The sequence below is a fragment of the Arthrobacter sp. 05L421 genome, assembly GCF_056397785.1.
Genome location: NZ_JBFTOC010000001.1, coordinates 57,082 through 73,784, shown reverse-complemented (window position 1 = coordinate 73,784; position 16,703 = coordinate 57,082). Strand labels below are relative to the sequence as shown.

Here is a 16,703-nt window from a genome sequence, read left to right as displayed (position 1 = left end):
GCAGGGGCGGCAACAGGCTATTTGTCGCCCATTCCCGCCCCGCATAGGCGCCTGCGCCTCTTACTGTCGGCCGGACTCCGCGTTGAAGGTCAGCAGCGCGTCCACGATCTTCTCGGCAGCGTGCCCGTCGCCGTACGGTGCCGCGTCCGTGGGTTCTGGTGCTGGCCGCTTCACTGTGTCGGCCAGGATGGAGAGGTCCTCGCTCACCAGGACGTTCCACCGCGATTCGAGGGTCTCAACCCACTCCGTCTCGGGACGGATCGTCGTGCACGGCACCCGCAGCAGGAAGGCCTCCTTCTGCAGGCCTCCCGAGTCGGTGATGACGCCCGCACTGTTGAGGACGGCGTTGACCAGCTGCGGATAGGCCAGCGGCGGGCAGACCCGAATGCTTCCCTGTTCCAGCGTCAGTCCGTGACGGTCTGCGAAACTGACCAGGCGCGGGTGGGCGAGCAGCAGGACAGGGCGGTCCAGGGAGGCCAGGGACGCAAGGATGGATCCGAGGCGCGACGGCGAGTCAGTGTTGTCCGGCCGGTGGACCGTGCTGACGTAGTATCCCTGCGGGGCCACGTCGAGGGGGAGCGGCTCTTTCCGGCTCTCCAGCAGGGTACGGACCTGGTACAGGACGTCGGTCATGACGTCGCCGACGAGGACCGTCTTGGCCGCGAGGCCCTCGTTGGCCAAGTGGTCAACGGCCACGTGGGTGGGGGCCAGCAACAGGTCCGCGGCGTGGTCGGTCAGGACGCGGTTATGTTCTTCGGGCATGCGCCGGTTGAAGGAACGCAGCCCCGCCTCAAGGTGAGCCAGGGGTATGTGCATCTTGACCGCGGCTATCGCAGCGGCCAAGGTGGAGTTCGTGTCGCCGTACACCAGTACGCAGTCTGGTTTGGCCTCTTCCATGATCTCCTCGAGGCCTCCGAGCATGGCCCCGGTCTGTGCGCCGTGCTTGCCGGATCCCACGCCGAGGTTGAAATCGGGCGCGGGGATACCCAGGTCGCGGAAGAAGACATCGCTCATGAGTTCGTCATAGTGCTGGCCGGTGTGGGCAATCAGGTGCTCGGCCCGGCCGGAGATGGCTGAAGCGATCGGTGCGAGCTTTACAAACTGTGGTCTTGCGCCGACGACGCTGAGAATACGCATGTTCCCAGCTTAGGCGATGGCGGTGCCTGGCCACGGCGGGCTGTGATCGAGCGCACCGGTCAAGACCGGGCGCAGCATGGTCAGCAGGCGTTGACCTTGTACAGTTTGGCCGCGCCCTGATGGTCCACGAGTTCGACCTTTGCTCCCGGGGTTGCCAGCACGTTGTCGAACGCGGGGTAGGCCTGGGCCTCCACGAAGTTGAGGATGTAGAAGCGGCCGAAGTCGAGAATGTAGCGGACATGCTCTTTCTCTGCGAGCCGGCAGGTTTCAGCTCCAGGCTGCGACGTCGTGAGGTCCATCGCAATCTTGCTGAGATCGGCGTCGGGCCCCGGTGAAATATGGTACTGGGTGACGTGACGGCCGGAAATGGCGTAGGCCAGCGGTCCGCCGTTGAACGGGTTGACGCCGATAACGGCGTCGTTGGGAACGGTCGAATCGAGCCGGGACATCAGGGCGAATTCATCACTGGAGACCGCCCAGCCCGGGACAAAGGAATACGAGTTCTTGATCTTGGTGGATATTGCGTCAAGCCCGGGGCTGTGGACGCGATCCACCAGGGTGGAGAGCGCGAGCGCAAGAATCGCGGCTGCTGCGACGGCGTACAGGGCCCCAGATCCCCTGAACTCAGGAAGGCCGGGCTGCCGGCGGGCGGAGCGTTTCGCGGCGATGCGGTGAAGCCATCCCCTGACCGCGGACACGAGGCCGTCCGCGCCCACGCTGGCAAGGACAATCATGAACAGCGGCACCAAGGCCGCGAGCCGGTAGGGGTCCTGGTACCAGCTGCCGATCGTGAAGTGCCGGAAGCGGCCCTGGTACATGACGACGGCGACGGTGTAGAGGGCAGCCGCAATGAGTGCGCAGGCAATAATCCAGCCACCCCTCCGCCGCCAGATGATGGTGATGATGCCGACCAGGGCCGCCACCGAGGCGACCATGGTGTCGCCGCCGCCCAGGAGTGTGCCCGTGGCGACGTCGCCCACAGCCTGCTCCAGGGTCCGGCTCGGTTGCCAGCTGTCAAAGTTCAGGAGCAACGCCTGCCAGACGACAAGGAAGGCAGCCGCCGAGGCCACACCCCAAAGAACTGTGAGCGCGATGGACCTCTTGCCGGCTTTGGCGCGGATGCGGGCACGCATCTGGGAGAACCACGCGGCGGCAATAAGCGGAACGGAGAACGCCAAGAGCGCCGTGACACCGTTGGGCTGCGAAAGGAAGAGCGCCGCAACCGCGATGAGCAGGAAGGACCAGAGGCTGACGTCGTCCAGGAATCTTTCGCGGCCGGCCCTGAACAGCCCCACCAGGACGAGCAGCGCCAGGGGCAGCAAGCTGTAGGCAAGGGTGTTGGGGTAGAGCGGGCCCCACTGCAGCAGCTGGAAGGGGAACATCCAGAAGCCGCCGCTCAGGGCACCGGCAACCACCAGCGGCAGGATGCGGGGTCCGACGATGCCCCGGACCAGCATGATGCAGGCGAAGGGCCACAGGAGCGCGCTGACGGCTACCACCACCGCGTTTTCGCTGACAAAGACGTCGTTGTTGGTCAGCTGGGCAACGAGGGCCGCCAGCGAATGCCATACGGACGGGTAGATGGCAATCCCGGATTCCGGGCTGAGCATCCGGCCCAGCGTCAGGGACGAGGCGTTGCCGGTTTCGAGGATGTACCGGATTGCATTGAGGTGAAAAATGTTGTCGTACACCTGGGCGAAGTTTCCGGGCTGGCCGATGGCCGGCAGCAGGCGGTTGAAGATGAGGGCGGAGCCCGCCACCATACCGCCCAGGATTGCCGCCCATTGGACGGCGGGCGCCGCCGAGGCCGGCGCGACAGGGGAAACCCGTTCGCTAAGGAATCGCCGTAGCAGGAACGCCAAACCGGTGCAGATGGCTGTCACGAGCAGATAGCTGAAGAGTCCCCAGCCCAGCCGGAACAGTCCTCCCACTACGCCCGCGAGCCCGATGAGTCCGCAGGAGGCTAAGGGGGACATTGCCGCGGAGGCGAAGCCCTTGGCGCCCAGTGCCCTCGCGAGCACAAACCCGGGGAGAAACATCAAGAGTGCGGCCACGGCGATAGCGGGAAACGCCTGCCACCAGTTCATTAATGCTCCTGCTCGTCCGAATTATCGACTCGAGTCTAGCAAGCCAGGCTGATGATCTTGCGCCGGGGGGCCTCCGGCAGCGGCCCCGATGGTGGCGCGGGCTCCGTTATCAAGGCCCTCCGGGCGGTGCCGTGAAAACGCCGGCCGCCGCCCGCAGTCTCTCGCCGAGGTAGTGGCGGAGCGTCGAGTCGCGGGACAGTGAATTCTGCAGCCGTGGAGTGAGCAATGCCCCCCGGCGTCCGGACCCCCGGTACTTAGCCGCCAGGGCGCGCAGCTGCCGAAGCTCCCCGGCCGTTCCCGCGGCCCCGATGAGTTCGGCGTCACGGCGGCTGATACTTGGAATGGAACCGCCGGCAAGAGCCAGGACCCTGCCGGCCACTCCGCGCCAGTACAGGCTCTCCTCGGGATCCCACAGCGGGGCCTGGCCGGGGGAGTCGGGGGCGTCAGCGCGTCTGAGCAGGGCTCCGATGCCGTGCACTCTCAAAACCTTGTGCGCGATGGCGCGCCTTTCCGGCGTCGACGCCTGCCGCAGCCAGTCCGTGTCAAGCAGGTGTTCCAGCCACGCGAACTCCTGCCGTAGCGGCCGGACGGAGCTCGTCACGCGGGCCGGCCCGGAGTCATCCGTTTGACGGTACGCAGGCGCGCCATACGGATAGCAGATGGCACCGGAACGGAACCACAGCCGCAGCGTCGGCTCGATGTCTTCGCCGGTCAGGATGCCCTCGGTGTAGCCAAACCCAAGGGCGAGCAGGCTCTCCCGTCGCAACAGTCCGTAGGGCACACTGCGGTACGCCAGCCCGTCCCGGAGGGGGTGGAGGACCCGGGGCTTTAACGGTCGAATTCGTGGGGACGGAAGAATGCTGCCCGACGGCGTCCGAAGCGGTGCGATCACCGCCGCGGCCGCATGCTTCTCGGCCACTTGCCACCACGACAGCAGCGAGCCGGGTTCCAGATAATCGTCCGAGTCAAGAAAGCTCAGGTAGGTCGCACTGCTGCGGCCCAGAGCGTAGTTGCGGGGGCCGGCCGGTGACGCCACGCCGTCGGTGTGTGCGAGATAGGTGACACCGGCGAGGCCGGAAGGGAACCCTGGCTGGGTCAGGCTGTCCGCTGGAAGGTTGTGCAGCACCACTGTCACGTGCAGGTCGACGCCGCGGGTGCCCAGCGCGGAGCGCTGCTCGGTGACGGACGCGATCCCGCGCGCTACCGGCCGCGCGGGATCATGGACCGGGATGACGACTTCGATGCTTTGGCGCATGGACTAAGCACTCCTGAACGAGGTTATTTGGGGAGTCCCGCGATAACCTTACTGGGTGCAAAACGAAACTCGGGATTCCCCCCGCGGTGGCTCATTTCTCCACGGGACGTCCCCCGCAGCCGCAGCACCAAGGCGGCAGGGATGAGCGCCGATCCCCATGTCCTTCAATTCAACGACTGCGCTTTCGTGGCCCGGACCATGGTCCGGGCCGCCGGCCGGGCAGGCAAGACGTGGGACTATTTGCCGCCCGAACTCGTCCGCCCCCTGACCCCTGCGCCGGCAAACCCGGTCCTGGCCCGGGCGCGCTTTGTTCCGTATGTCACCCGAAGGGCCGCAAGATTATGGAAGGCCGACGTCGTCCATGTCCACTACGCCACCAGCGCGCGGTTGCTCCGGGAACGCGGCATGCCGCGGCGCCCCTACGCCCTGACCCTGCACGGTACAGACATTCGCAAACAATGGACCGATCCTGCCTTCCACGATGAGATCCAGCGTGCCATCGACGGTGCCGCGCACGTCTTCTACGCAAACAATGACACCGCCGAAAACGCCCTGGCGGCACGGCCCGACGCCGAATTCCTTCCGGCCCTGGTTGACGCTGCCAGCCTCCCCGCCTGGCGGCCGGACGCCCGGCCCACCATTCTCTTTGTCTCGCGCTGGGACGAGGACAAGGGGGTGGAGCGGCAGTTGAGCCTGGCTCGCCGGCTCCGGAGCGCAGCCGGTCAGGAAGTGCGGATTCTCGGACTGAACTGGGGGCCCGGGGCCGGACGGGCGGCTGAGGCCGGCGTGACGTTGCTGGAGCGCATGTCGCAAGAGGAATACCATCGCATCATGTCCGGCGCCCATGTCGGCGTCGGTCAGGCCACCAACAATTTCGCCACCAGCGAGTTCGAAGCCCTGTGCATGGGCGTGCCGCTGGCCGCCCTCGGGACGCGCCTGGCGCGGCCGGACGACGGCTCGACGCCCCCGGTTCTGGAGGGAACAGAGGACGAAGTGGTGGCGCAGGTCCTCGAAGCGCTCAAGGACCCGGAGGCTGCCGCGCGCACGCTGGGCGGGTCAACGTGGGCGCTGCCCCGCTACGACGCGGCGGCGTACGTGGACCGTCTGGAGGATCTGTACCGGGGGATCGCTACCCGGTAGGGAACTGCCGGGTAGGAAACCGCCCGCAACCTGGTGGCGGACGAACCGCCGGGGAATGCGGGCGGCCGGGAATGCGGACCCGGGTTGCCTACAGCGCGCGTGCCTCCGGGCGCGCCGCCTCGCCTGCGGCGGGGGCGCCGCCGTCGAGGGTGTGAAGACCCGCGAGAGCAGCCTGCTGGGCGAAGTCTGGATTGATGCGGATGACCTCGTCGAAAATGCCCTGCGACACGATGGTGCCGTCCTTCATGAAGCAGATCTGGTCATTGTGCCGGATCGTGGAGAGACGGTGAGCCACGGAGATTACCGTGATCTCCCCGTGCAGTTCGCTGATCGCATTCGCGACTGCAGCCTCCGTGGACGTGTCCAGCGCACTGGTGGCCTCGTCGAGCACCAGGATCAGGGGGTCCATGTACAGGGCACGTGCGATGCCCAGCCGCTGGCGTTGTCCGCCCGACAGGGCCAGACCCCGCTCGCCGACCCGGCCATTGATCCCGCCAGCGCGGGTATTGACGGTGTCGAGGAGTTGGGCGCGTTCCAGCGCGCCTCGGACCTTGTCCTCGTCAATGTCGCCGCCCCAGCTCAGGGCCACATTCTGGGCGACTGTGCCGTCGAAGATCGCCACGTCCTGGGGCACGTAGCCCACACGCTTGCGCCAATCGGCCAGCACATCCTCGAGCGGTACGCCGTCGAGGGTCATGGTGCCTTTCGACGGGGTCAACAACCCCAGGAAGATATCAATGAGGGTGGACTTGCCGGCACCCGATTGACCCACGATTCCCACAGACGAGCCGATGGGCAGCCTGAGGCTGATATTGGTGACCGCCGGACCCTCTGCCCCCGGATAGGTGAATTCAACGTTCTTCAGTTCGAGCATTCTCGGCTCGCTGGTGATGGGGGTCTTACCCAGCTTCTCGGCGTTTTCCCGGAAGACGGCCGCTTCCTTGATGTCCCGCATCACGATCTCGGTGTAGGGAAGAGTCGACTGGATCAGGGTTATCTGGCCTTGGACCGTGGTCAGTGCCGGCACCAGCTTGAAGCCAGCCAGGCCGAAGATCGCGACCGATGACATCGCAGTTTCCATGCCGCCGATCATGTAGCCCACCGCACCAATCAGCAGGAAGCCGCCGATCAGGGCCATGTCGATCACAAACTTGGGGACCGAACTGATGAACCTAATATTTGACCGTGAACGGGCGGCACGTTCCCGGCTGTGCAGGACGATGCCGCCCACTTCTTCCGCCTTGTCGCGGAGAGTGATTTCCTTGAGCGCCCCGAGCATTTCAGACACCAGCGTCGACATGCGCTGTGCGGCGTCGCGGTTCACCTTTCCTGCCTCATACGACTTCTTTGAGAGCCACAAGTAAAGGAACGCCGCGATGATCCCGAGGTAGAGGACAGTGGACAAAGCGGTCTGCCAAGATGCAGCCACCAGCACCACGAGGACCGATGCGAACGTCAGCGCCTGGGCCGGCAGCGTGACGGCCGGGAACAGCACACCCGATACGGTGTTGGCGATTCCGACGTCGATCATCCGGACGAGCTCGGTGGTGGACCGCTTCATCCGCTCCGTCCACGGAGCACGGATGTAGCTCTGGAAGAGAATGGAGCCAATCTCAAGTTCATAGTCGGCAAACCTGCGGGTGGACACCCACTGAAGCCAGATGCTGAGCACGGACTTCAGGATCATGACCAACGCCGAGGAGACGAGGATCAAGAGACTGAACTCCTGGGTGACGGTTCCAATAACCGGCAGGGTCATCGTCCCGCCCTTGAGGATTTGGTTCAGGACCAAAGCAAAGACGCCCAGCGCCGCCGAATCGAGGAGCGAAAGGACCGCCGAGAGCACGCCAAAGAGGGTAAGGAACCGCCTGGCGTTATCGGGCAGAAGCGGCAGCAGCTCGCGCATCGTGCGGCGCAGTTGTTTCAAGGAGTACTCCAAAGCGGCGGGGAAGAATCCTTTCCATACTACGCGGGGTGCTGCCTGGGCTCCTTTTGCCGAGCCCGGTAGGCGGAACGCCGAGGGGCCCAATTCGGCGGTGGCGACTGTGGAATACTTGATGGGTGAGTCGCACTTGGATAGTCATACCTATGTACAACGAGGCCTCCGTCGTTGGCGGGGTTATCGACGGAATCCGCCAAGAATTTCCGAATGTCGTATGCGTCGATGACGGAAGCAGCGATGGCTCGCAGGATGTGGCCAGGCAGGCCGGCGCGGTGGTGGTCCAGCACCCGGTCAACTTGGGCCAGGGTGCCGCACTGCAGACAGGCTTCGAGTATGCGCTGCAGGATCCTGAACTTGACTGCATCGTAACGTTCGACGCCGACGGCCAGCACCGGGTTGAGGACGCCAAAGCAATGGTTGACCGCGTGCGGACAGGCGAAGCCGACCTGGTCCTCGGCTCACGGTTCCTGGATGGCCGGACGAAACTTTCCCCGGCAAAGCGCCTGGTGTTGCGGACCGCCGCGGTCCAGTCCCGGCTGGCGACCGGAATGGCCCTGACCGACGCGCACAACGGGCTGCGCGCCATTGGGCCGGACGTCGCCCGCAAGATCCACCTCACCCAGAACAGGATGGCGCACGCCTCGGAGTTGATCCACCAGGTGTCCGAGATCAAACCGCGCTGGGTGGAGCACCCTGTCGAGATCATCTACACCGATTACTCAAAAGCAAAAGGCCAGTCCTTGCTGAACTCCGTCAACATCATCGCTGACCTTCTGTTTAGGTGAGAAATTGCAGATCATAGTCCAAATAGTTCTCGTACTGGCCGTCATTGTTGTCTCCCTCGCGCTCATGCGGGGCGGGTCAAATGCCAGGCACCTGGCCATCCGCCGTATCATGCTGGTGATTTTCGCGGTTGTGGCCGCGTTGTCGATTTTCTTCCCGGAACTGCTGACCATGCTCGCCCGTTCCCTGGGTATTGGCCGGGGCACAGATCTGGTCCTCTACGGGCTGATCGTCAGCTTCATGGTTTTCATGGCCACGACCTACCAGCGCTTCCGGCATATGGAGACAACGCTCACCCAACTTTCCCGGCGGATCGCCATTGACGAAACCCCCCGCCCATGGCTCAAAGAAATGCCGCAGTCCACGTCCACCTTGTTCTCGGAACGGATGCGGGAGACCGAATGACGGTTCTCAGGTCACGCCCGGAAGACAGCGCGGCGGTCGCTTCGACCCGCGACTACTCTCTGGACATCCTGAGGATTCTCAGTATTTGTGGCGTCGTAGCCATCCACCTCTTCGGGTACGTTGTGGGGCACTCCGAACGGGGGTCCCGCAACTGGTGGCTGGGGGCGGCCCTGGACATCCCCTTCATCTGGGTCGTGCCGGTTTTCGTGATGATCTCCGGCGCACTCCTGCTGGCGCCCGAAAACCGGGTCCTGGCGCCACGGTCGTTTTACCGCAAGCGGGCGGTGCGGCTCTTGCCTGCACTTATCGTGTGGCACCTGATCTATCTGGTTGGAGTCCGCTGGCTGATGCGCGGGGAAGACCTGCCGCCGGCCAGGGTGGTCCAGCTGCTGTTTGACGGCTCCGTCTTTACCCAGCTGTATTTCCTTTGGCTGATTCTCGGCCTTTACTTGGTTGCTCCGCTGATCACAGCGTTCCTGCAGGGCGGGGGCCCGCGGCGGGCGCAGGTCCTTGCGGCCGTCCTCTTGGCCGCCACCGCGCTGGCTTTCATGGCTCCCGGAATCGCAGCGTCGCTGGGCTTCGCCCGGCCGATCAACCTGAACATCTTCACCCACTGGCTGCCATACGTTGGCTATTTCGTGGCCGGCCGTGCGCTGAGGGACGCCAAGCTCAGCGGCCGGTCCCTTTTCGCCGCCGTCGTGGTGGCACTTGGTTTGGCAGGGCTCTGTCTGTGGCAGTACGGACACCAGGGGCAGGCAGGGTTGCTGAATGTGGTGGCTCCGGTCAGCTACCTCTCGCTGCCCGTCATGATGTTGGCCGTGGCGGTATTCCTCTCGGCCAAGTCCATTTTCAGCCGCGTCACGCCTTCACCCCGGACCGGGCGGATGCTGGTTACCCTTTCCGGAGCTTCGTTCGGCGTGTTCCTCGTGCACCTGCTGGTCTTCGAGGTCATCAGGCTCAACGTTCCGGCGGTCTTCGACGGCAGGTCGATCGCGGCGGCCTTCGCAAGCTTCGCGGCTACCCTCGCCATAAGCTTTGCCGTCTCCGTCCTTGCGGCGCGGATTCCCCTTCTGCGGAACATTTTTTAGCGGCGGACATTCACGCCCGCTACGCTGGCTGGGCCCGGCCAGCCGTGAAGGCGTGGCCTCCCGGTCTGGAATGATGGAGGCATGACTGCCTTGCCCCGACTTCTCATCGTTTCCTTCTCGCCGATCCGGTCTGACCCGCGCGTGCTCAAGCAGGTGGGTCTCTTCAGCGGCAAGTATCACCTCATCACGTGCGGTTACGGGGCCGCGCCGGAGGGCGTGGATGAGCATTTTGCTTTGTCGTCAGATGCGATCGGCTGGCCCTCGGACAGGATCGGACTGCTGGGCCGTCGCTACCAGCGCGCCTACGACCAGATGTCGGCGGTCCAGCAGGCGCGGAAGCTGCTGGCAGGCGTTAGCGTTGATGTCATTCTTGCCAATGATCTGAACACGCTGCCGTTGGCGCTGGAACTGGAACCGAAGTACGGGGTCCACTCCGATCTCCATGAGTTCGCGCCGAAGGAAAAGGATGACGACCTCAAATGGCGCCTGTTCGTCGCACCCTACATGCGGTGGCTCTGCCGGACGTACCTGCCCAGGGCAAGGTCTCTCACCACGGTGGCACCCGGCATCGCGGCGCAGTACACCCGGGACTTCGGGGTTGCTGCGGACGTGGTCACCAACGCGGCGCCCTTCGCGGAGGGGGCGCCCCGGCCTGTCGGCGAGACAATACGGCTGATCCACAGTGCTGCGGGACAGCGCTACCGGAAGCTGGAGAACCTCGTGGAGGCGATGCGCAGCGCGCCGCCCGGGGTCGAGCTGGACATGATCGTGATGCCCAACGAACCGGATTACGTCGCCGAGCTGAAGCAGGCAGCGGCTGATGTGCCTGCAGTGAAGTTCCGCGACCCAGTGCCTTACGCCGAACTGGTTCAGACGTTGAGCGAATATGACGTCTCGCTGGTATTCCTTCCCCCGACGAATTTCAATATGGAGAACGCCTTGCCCAACAAGTTCTTCGAAGCCGTTCAGGCCCGCCTGGGAGTGATTGTGGGACCCTCACCGTCGATGGTGGAAATCGTCAACCAGTACGGCTTTGGCACGGTCACCCCCGACTTCTCGCCGACGGCGCTGGCCGCAACGATCCGGTCGCTGAACCCGGAGCAGATCATGGAGTGGAAGCGGGCGGCAGACAGCGCCGCCAAGCCGCTCGCAGCGGAATCCCAGCTGGGGATATGGGAAGCAGCGATCCGCGCCTTGCTGCCAGCTTCCGATTCCGCGGTGTCCTGAGTCGTTGCTCCAAAAGAGGAAGCGGTCCACGTTGGGATACAACGTGGACCGCTTCCTGTTTCCCCCGCTATACAAAACCAAGCAAGCAGCCGGCGGCTGGGGCTTCCCTAGTAGGCGGATGTCGCCATAGAGACCGTCGTCGACGTCGGCAGCGTGCCGGCTGTGGTGCGGGTACCCCACGTGCTTGCCGCGGCGATGGGGTAGTAGGCCAGCTGGCCGTTCGTCAGGAGAGCCATGACACCCTTGGATCCGGCGCCCGCAAAGTTTGCCGTACTGGAAAACTGCCTGAAGTACTGCCATGACGAGCCAACGGTCTTTCGCGTCTCGGAGATGAAGCCGCTCTGGCCATTGGAGCGGTAGAGCCGCATGGCGCCGAGAGAATTGACGGCAAGCAGATCCTGGTTACCGTCGGCGTCGAAGTCGGTCATGGCAATCTTCAGGCCACCCCAGCTCACCCCGATTTTCACTGGAGCGCTGAGGGCTCGGCCGGAAACATTGGCCCAGTAGTACAGTGCGCCGTCCGATCCGTAGCCGACGAGTCCCGGATAGCTGCTCGCTTTCACCCATCGGCCGGTGACGAGAGTTGTCTGGGCGAACCCAGTGCTGGCGAGGATGACCGGACCGGTGAATCCGCCGGTTTTGGCGCCGAAGTACACGCTCAAGGCACCCGAGGACCACTGTGCCAGCACGTCGGGAACACCATCCTTGTTCCAGTCGAGGACGTGGAGGGCCTTAGCTGTGGACCAGCCGGTGCCGATCTGGTACGGCGCGTTCAAGCCGCCGGTTCCGTTGGCCGGGTGCGCCCACAGCTTGCCCGCGGCGTCCACCCGGACGATGTCGGACGCGGATTTAATGGAAGGCGTACCCGCCGGTGTCTGGCTTGGCGGGATGGCCGGGACTTGGCTGTTGATGTTTTCGCCCCCGGCGATCAGGTAACTGCCCCACGATGATCCAATGACTGTTGGGGCGCCCCAGCTGGAGTTCCCCGGGACGGGGTAGTACCGAAGATAGCCGTCACGGGTGCGGGCCATGATGCCGGTGGCCGCGTAGCCCTTGAAGGAGAAAGTAACCGTCACGCTGGTCATCTGGTTCCAAGACGTCCCGACGGTCCGGCGCGCTTCCGCGATAAAGGAACCCGCTCCATTGGAACGATACTGGCGCATGGTCCCGGCGGAGTCTTGGGCGAGGATGTCCTGGTTGCCGTCGCCGTCAAAGTCGACCATGGTCAGATTCAGGTTGGTCCAGCCGCCGCTGATCTTGCTGCCCGCGCCTACGCCTCCACCCGAGCTGTTGCGCCAGATGGCGAGGTTGCCGGCGTTGTCCCGGGTGAGGACCTGAGGGAAGTAACTGCTGCTCAGCCAGTAGCCGATGGTCAGCTGGTAGCCGCCCCAGCCGGAGGCCGCCAGCACGGGCCCTGCCGAAAAGCCGCCGGCAGCGACGCCGAGGTAGACGTTGACCCGGCCAGATGTCCATTGAGCGACTACGTCGAGGACCCCGTCGGCGTTCCAGTCGATCACGTTGATCGACCGTAGTCCCGTCCACCCTTGGCCGATCTTCTTCCGGGCACCAAAACTGCCTGTGCCGGTGGCCGGGTAGTCCCACAGGGCGCCGCTGGCGTCAGCGGCTACGACGTCGCCGGTTGACATGACCGAGGGCTTCAGGACGGCCCCGTCAGCGGTGGAGGCGAATTTTTGCAAGTTGGCGTAGGTGCCGTTCCAGGCGTTGGAGTCGCCGGCGAAAGGGCCCGTGCTGCTGTACTGCCAGACGCTGTAGGTTCCCCACCCGTTCGGCACATTGCCGATGTACGTCGAGTAGCGCGCCAGGTGAAGCGGTTGGCTCCCGAAGGCGCCGGAGTTGCCGGTGCACTGGGACCACCAGCCCGCGGTGGTGTAGATCATGGGCAGGCGGCCGGTTCGTGACAGTACGCGGTTGGAGAAGTCCTTGAGCCAGCCGACCATGGCGGCGGCGCTCATGTTGTAGCAGGTGTTGCCGAGAGTGCTGTACGGGTTGTATTCGATATCCAGCAGCGGCGGCAGGGTTTTCCCGTCGGGGCTCCAGCCGCCGCCGCTGTTGACGAAGTAGTCGGCCTGCGCCGCGCCGGTGGAGATGCTGGGAAGCGCGAAGTGGTAGGCGCCGCGGATGAGGCCGGCGTTCAGGGCACCGGCGTACTGGGAAGCGAACGCGGGGCTGCGGTAGGTGAGGCCTTCGGAGGCCTTCACGTACGCGAAACGGGCGCCCATGGAGTACTGGGCCGGCCAATTCACCGTTGGCTGGTAGCCGCTCACGTCCAGGCCTTGAATGCCGGGGGCCCGCCAGGTGCTTTCGATCTGCAGGGACTCCGCGACAGCTGAAGGAGCGGCGGACCGGGGCGACCCGGCCAGCTGGGTTTTCAGACCCTGGCCCATGTAGGCGCCGTTTGCTCCGATGGCGGCGTTGAGCTCCTTCATGTCAATGGTTCCCGGCGCAGTACCCGTTACTGCCGGCGCCTGCGCCGCTGTCGGCGTCGGGACCGGGCTGGGTGCCGGCGTAGATTCAGCCGTCGCGACACTGCTGGCGGCGGGTTTCTGACTGGCGGACACGGAGGCCATTGCAGTCGGTGAAGCCGACGGCGTCGGTTCGAGGGCCCAGGCCTGCGCCGGAAGGCCGAGCGCCGCAACCGCGGTGACCACCACGACTGCCACGGTCTTGAGCCGCGAAGTGCGTCGTACTGACAGGGTCGTGTTCGGCTTCATGTGTCTCTCCGGAGCGCTAACGTGCTCCGGAAAACACGCTGCCTAGTTCACCATGACCGGACATCCGCGAGTCGGAAGCCGATAAGTCAATTCGCTGGGTCCTGACGCCGAAACGATAGCACCGGATCGGCTGTGATACCAGAGTGACCGGTGGTGTCTCTGATCTGAAAGTGACGTGTGGGAATCAGCCGTCGGTGCCCGCTCCGGCGGGTTCGCGGGGAGCGGCGCACCTGGCTCCTGGAACAGATTCACTTGTAGGAAACTTTGATGCCCGCCGCATCTGTACGGCTAATGGTGCCGCCATGGAAATTTTGCACGCAGCCGCCGTTAGCGAGTCCGCAGATCTCGTTGGTGACGGGGTAGCCGAGTTTGCTTTTTTCGTAGCCCAAGGCGCCCCAAGCGGCACGGATGGCGCCCCAGGTGGCGTGGGCGCCGGTGGTGGGCGACCAGTGGATGGTACCGCCCTGGAACCCTTGGTAGCAGCCGCCGCCGGTCAGGCCGCAGATTTCGTTGGTGACGGGGTAGCCTAGCTTGCTTTTTTCGTAGCCCAGGGCACCCCAGGTGGCACGGATGCCGCCCCAGGTGGCGCGGGCGCCGGTGGCGGGCGACCAGTGGATGGTGCCGCCCTGGAAGCCTTGGTAGCAGCCGCCGCCGGTCAGGCCGCAGATTTCGTTGGTGACGGGGTAGCCTAGCTTGCCGTTTTCGTAGCCCAGGGCACCCCAGGTGGCACGGATGCCGCCCCAGGTGGCGAAGGCGCGGGTGGCGGGCGACCAGTGGATGGTGCCGCCCTGGAACGTCTGGTAGCACCCGCCGCCGGTCAGGCCGCAGATTTCCCTACCCGTCGGGTAGCCGAGTTTGCTTTTCTCGGAGCCCAGGCCTGCCCAGGTGGCACGGATGCCGCCCCAAGCAGCGAAGGCGCCGGACGCGGGCGACCAGTGGATGGTGCCGCCTTGGAAGCGCTGGTAGCAGCCGCCGTTGATCAGGCCGCAGGTTTCCTTGCCCGTCGGGTAGCCGAGTTTGCTTTTCTCGGAGCCCAGGCCTGCCCAGGTGGCACGGATGGCGCCCCAGGTGGCCGAGGCGCCGGTGGCAGGCGACCAGTGGATGGTGCCGCCCTGGAAGCGCTGGTAGCAGCCGCCGCCGCTCAGGCCGCAGATCTCGTTGGTGACGGGGTAGCCGAGTTTGCCGTTTTCGTAGCCCAGAATGCCCCAGCTCGCGCGGATGGCGCCACCGGTGGCGCGTGCGCCGGTGCCGGGGGAGTAGTGGATGGTGCCGCCCTGGAAGCGCTGGTAGCAGCCGCCGCCGGTCAGGCCGCAGATCTCGTTGGTGACGGGGTAGCCGAGTTTGCCGTTTTCGTAGCCCAGGGAGCCCCAGGTCGCGCCGATGGCGCCCCAGGTGGCAACCGCGCCGGTGGCCGGCGACCAGTGGACGGTGCCGCCCTGGAAGCGCTGGTAGCAACCGCCGCCGGTCAGGCCGCAGATCTCGTTGCTCGTTGGGTACCCAAGTTTTCCGCCACCACCCCCAAGTGCAGCCCACGTTGACCCGATTCCTCCGGTGACGTCGTATCCAGCCGCGTAACGTTTCAGGCCGGCATAGTCTCCGTTCCAAACATTCGAGTCACCTGTGAAGGGACCCGTGCTGCTGTACTGCCAGATGCTGAAGTTGCTCCAGCTTGAGGGTATGGGTCCGACGTTGTTCGAGGCGGCTAACGGGTAGGCGGCCACCCATAGCGGGTAGTCCCCGAACCCCGGTGCATCCGCCGTGCACTGCTTCCACCACGATGTGTTGGTGTAGATCACCGGCAGGCGGCCCGTTAGCGCACGCATGGTGTTCCCAAAGTCCCGCACCCAGGACGTTAGCTGGGAAGGAGACATGTCATAGCAACTGTTTCCAAAGAAGAAGCCGTTGATGGTGCGGCCGGCATAGGGGTTGAATTCAAAATCGAGTACCGGCGGCAGTGTGTCACCGTCGGCACTCCATCCGCCACCATTGTTGACGAAGTAGCGTGCTTGGTCTGCCCCTGAGGACCAATTGGGAATCGCGAAGTGGTAGGCGCCGCGGACCATCCCAACGCTGCGGGAACCTTGATACTGGGAGGCGAAGGTCTCGCTTGAGTAGTAGTTGCCCTCTGTTGCCTTGACATAGGCGAAACGGGCCCCCATGTCCCACTGCTGCTGCCAGTCGACCGAGGCCTGATGGCCGCTGACATCAAGGCCCTGGATGCCGAACGTCGGCTTCCAGGTGCCTTCCGTTGCCGCAGCCTCGGTGGACAGGGACTTGCTGGCAGTGCCGGGGCCTGCGGCAGCCGTCCCCGTCACGCGGGCCGATCGTTGCCCCATCTCGGCGCCGCCTGGGCCGATCGCCGCGGCCATCGCGGCGTTATCGGGTGTACCTGTGCGTGGGGACGAATCCGGAGTCGGGACAGCGGTGGTCGGTGCGGGAGCCGTCTGCGTCGTTGCCGGGGCGGCCGGCGTCGGCGTCGCCGTCGCCTTCGCCGTTACCTTCGGCGTTGGCGTCGCTGCGGCTGTTGCCGCGGGTGTCGGCGTTGGCGTTGAAGTAGCGGCCGACGTCGGCGTCGCAACAGTTGGGCTCGGTGGCTCGGCGGCTGTGGAGGGCGCTGCCAGTCCGGGACCAGCCAACAGCGAAACGAGCAACAATGCGCTCCCGGCGCGTCTGCCGAAATCAATGCTGTGGGGAAGGTGGATTCGCTTCATGGTCTGCTCCGGAACGATGGTGCGCTTCGCGAGCGCTGCATATTTGTCTCGGGTATGTTCGGATCCGAGAGGGAACCACCGAACGATGAGAATGTCTGACTTATCGCGCTCACCCTAGCACCGTCCTGATGTTGCCCATGTGGCGAGTGGGATCGAAGGTACCACTCGTGGCCTGAAATTAGTAGGCTCTCCGGGA

The 16,703-nt window shown here is 64.9% G+C and carries 11 protein-coding genes; 5 read left to right on the top strand and 6 right to left on the bottom strand.

Going from position 1 to position 16,703, the window contains the following annotated elements; all coding sequences use genetic code 11:
- Positions 1–60: 60 nt before the first annotated feature.
- The 3 genes from wecB to AC1DKQ_RS00330 all read right to left on the bottom strand — a co-directional run bounded on the left by wecB (position 61) and on the right by AC1DKQ_RS00330 (position 4,479).
- Positions 61–1,137: a non-hydrolyzing UDP-N-acetylglucosamine 2-epimerase gene (gene wecB, locus AC1DKQ_RS00340; RefSeq protein ID WP_476917914.1), complete on the bottom strand. Its 1,077-nt coding sequence runs from the start codon at positions 1,135–1,137 to the stop codon at positions 61–63.
- 80 nt (positions 1,138–1,217) lie between these two features.
- Positions 1,218–3,224 (bottom strand): DUF6541 family protein, encoded by a 2,007-nt coding sequence (locus tag AC1DKQ_RS00335; RefSeq protein ID WP_476917913.1) that lies wholly within the window; start codon positions 3,222–3,224, stop codon positions 1,218–1,220.
- A 109-nt stretch (positions 3,225–3,333) separates the two neighbouring features.
- On the bottom strand, positions 3,334–4,479 hold the full coding sequence (locus tag AC1DKQ_RS00330) for a glycosyltransferase (RefSeq protein ID WP_476882850.1): 1,146 nt from the start codon (positions 4,477–4,479) through the stop codon (positions 3,334–3,336).
- A gap of 141 nt (positions 4,480–4,620) precedes the next feature.
- On the opposite strand from AC1DKQ_RS00330, the gene AC1DKQ_RS00325 reads away from it, so the two are divergent.
- Positions 4,621–5,619, top strand: coding sequence for a glycosyltransferase (locus AC1DKQ_RS00325; RefSeq protein WP_476882851.1), 999 nt, complete (start codon positions 4,621–4,623; stop codon positions 5,617–5,619).
- A gap of 88 nt (positions 5,620–5,707) precedes the next feature.
- Here AC1DKQ_RS00325 and AC1DKQ_RS00320 read toward each other — a convergent pair whose 3' ends face one another.
- The gene (locus AC1DKQ_RS00320) at positions 5,708–7,546 is read right to left on the bottom strand and encodes an ABC transporter ATP-binding protein (protein ID WP_476917912.1); all 1,839 of its coding nucleotides are present in this window, start codon (positions 7,544–7,546) and stop codon (positions 5,708–5,710) included.
- 161 nt (positions 7,547–7,707) lie between these two features.
- On the opposite strand from AC1DKQ_RS00320, the gene AC1DKQ_RS00315 reads away from it, so the two are divergent.
- The 4 genes from AC1DKQ_RS00315 (at position 7,708) to AC1DKQ_RS00300 (ending at position 11,064) form a co-directional block, all read left to right on the top strand.
- Positions 7,708–8,346, top strand: a complete 639-nt coding sequence (locus tag AC1DKQ_RS00315; RefSeq protein WP_476917911.1) for a glycosyltransferase family 2 protein — start codon at positions 7,708–7,710, stop codon at positions 8,344–8,346.
- 4 nt (positions 8,347–8,350) lie between these two features.
- On the top strand, positions 8,351–8,749 hold the full coding sequence (locus AC1DKQ_RS00310) for a DUF2304 family protein (RefSeq protein WP_476917910.1): 399 nt from the start codon (positions 8,351–8,353) through the stop codon (positions 8,747–8,749).
- Positions 8,746–9,837 (top strand): acyltransferase, encoded by a 1,092-nt coding sequence (locus tag AC1DKQ_RS00305; protein WP_476917909.1) that lies wholly within the window; start codon positions 8,746–8,748, stop codon positions 9,835–9,837. Before AC1DKQ_RS00310 ends, AC1DKQ_RS00305 begins: the two co-directional genes overlap by 4 nt.
- Positions 9,838–9,918: 81 nt before the next feature.
- Positions 9,919–11,064 (top strand): glycosyltransferase family protein, encoded by a 1,146-nt coding sequence (locus tag AC1DKQ_RS00300; protein WP_476917908.1) that lies wholly within the window; start codon positions 9,919–9,921, stop codon positions 11,062–11,064.
- 107 nt (positions 11,065–11,171) lie between these two features.
- Here AC1DKQ_RS00300 and AC1DKQ_RS00295 read toward each other — a convergent pair whose 3' ends face one another.
- Positions 11,172–13,796 (bottom strand): GH25 family lysozyme, encoded by a 2,625-nt coding sequence (locus AC1DKQ_RS00295; protein ID WP_476917907.1) that lies wholly within the window; start codon positions 13,794–13,796, stop codon positions 11,172–11,174.
- 248 nt (positions 13,797–14,044) lie between these two features.
- The gene (locus tag AC1DKQ_RS00290) at positions 14,045–16,507 is read right to left on the bottom strand and encodes a GH25 family lysozyme (RefSeq protein WP_476917906.1); all 2,463 of its coding nucleotides are present in this window, start codon (positions 16,505–16,507) and stop codon (positions 14,045–14,047) included.
- Positions 16,508–16,703: the final 196 nt, after the last annotated feature.

Coding starts and splice junctions, on each gene's coding strand:
- wecB (WP_476917914.1), bottom strand. CDS start 1,137: ATGCGTATTCTCAGCGTCGTCGGCGCAAGACCACAGTTTGTAAAGCTC.
- AC1DKQ_RS00315 (WP_476917911.1), top strand. CDS start 7,708: ATGTACAACGAGGCCTCCGTCGTTGGCGGGGTTATCGACGGAATCCGC.
- AC1DKQ_RS00300 (WP_476917908.1), top strand. CDS start 9,919: ATGACTGCCTTGCCCCGACTTCTCATCGTTTCCTTCTCGCCGATCCGG.
- AC1DKQ_RS00305 (WP_476917909.1), top strand. CDS start 8,746: ATGACGGTTCTCAGGTCACGCCCGGAAGACAGCGCGGCGGTCGCTTCG.
- AC1DKQ_RS00290 (WP_476917906.1), bottom strand. CDS start 16,507: ATGAAGCGAATCCACCTTCCCCACAGCATTGATTTCGGCAGACGCGCC.
- AC1DKQ_RS00295 (WP_476917907.1), bottom strand. CDS start 13,796: ATGAAGCCGAACACGACCCTGTCAGTACGACGCACTTCGCGGCTCAAG.
- AC1DKQ_RS00335 (WP_476917913.1), bottom strand. CDS start 3,224: ATGAACTGGTGGCAGGCGTTTCCCGCTATCGCCGTGGCCGCACTCTTG.
- AC1DKQ_RS00330 (WP_476882850.1), bottom strand. CDS start 4,479: ATGCGCCAAAGCATCGAAGTCGTCATCCCGGTCCATGATCCCGCGCGG.
- AC1DKQ_RS00325 (WP_476882851.1), top strand. CDS start 4,621: ATGAGCGCCGATCCCCATGTCCTTCAATTCAACGACTGCGCTTTCGTG.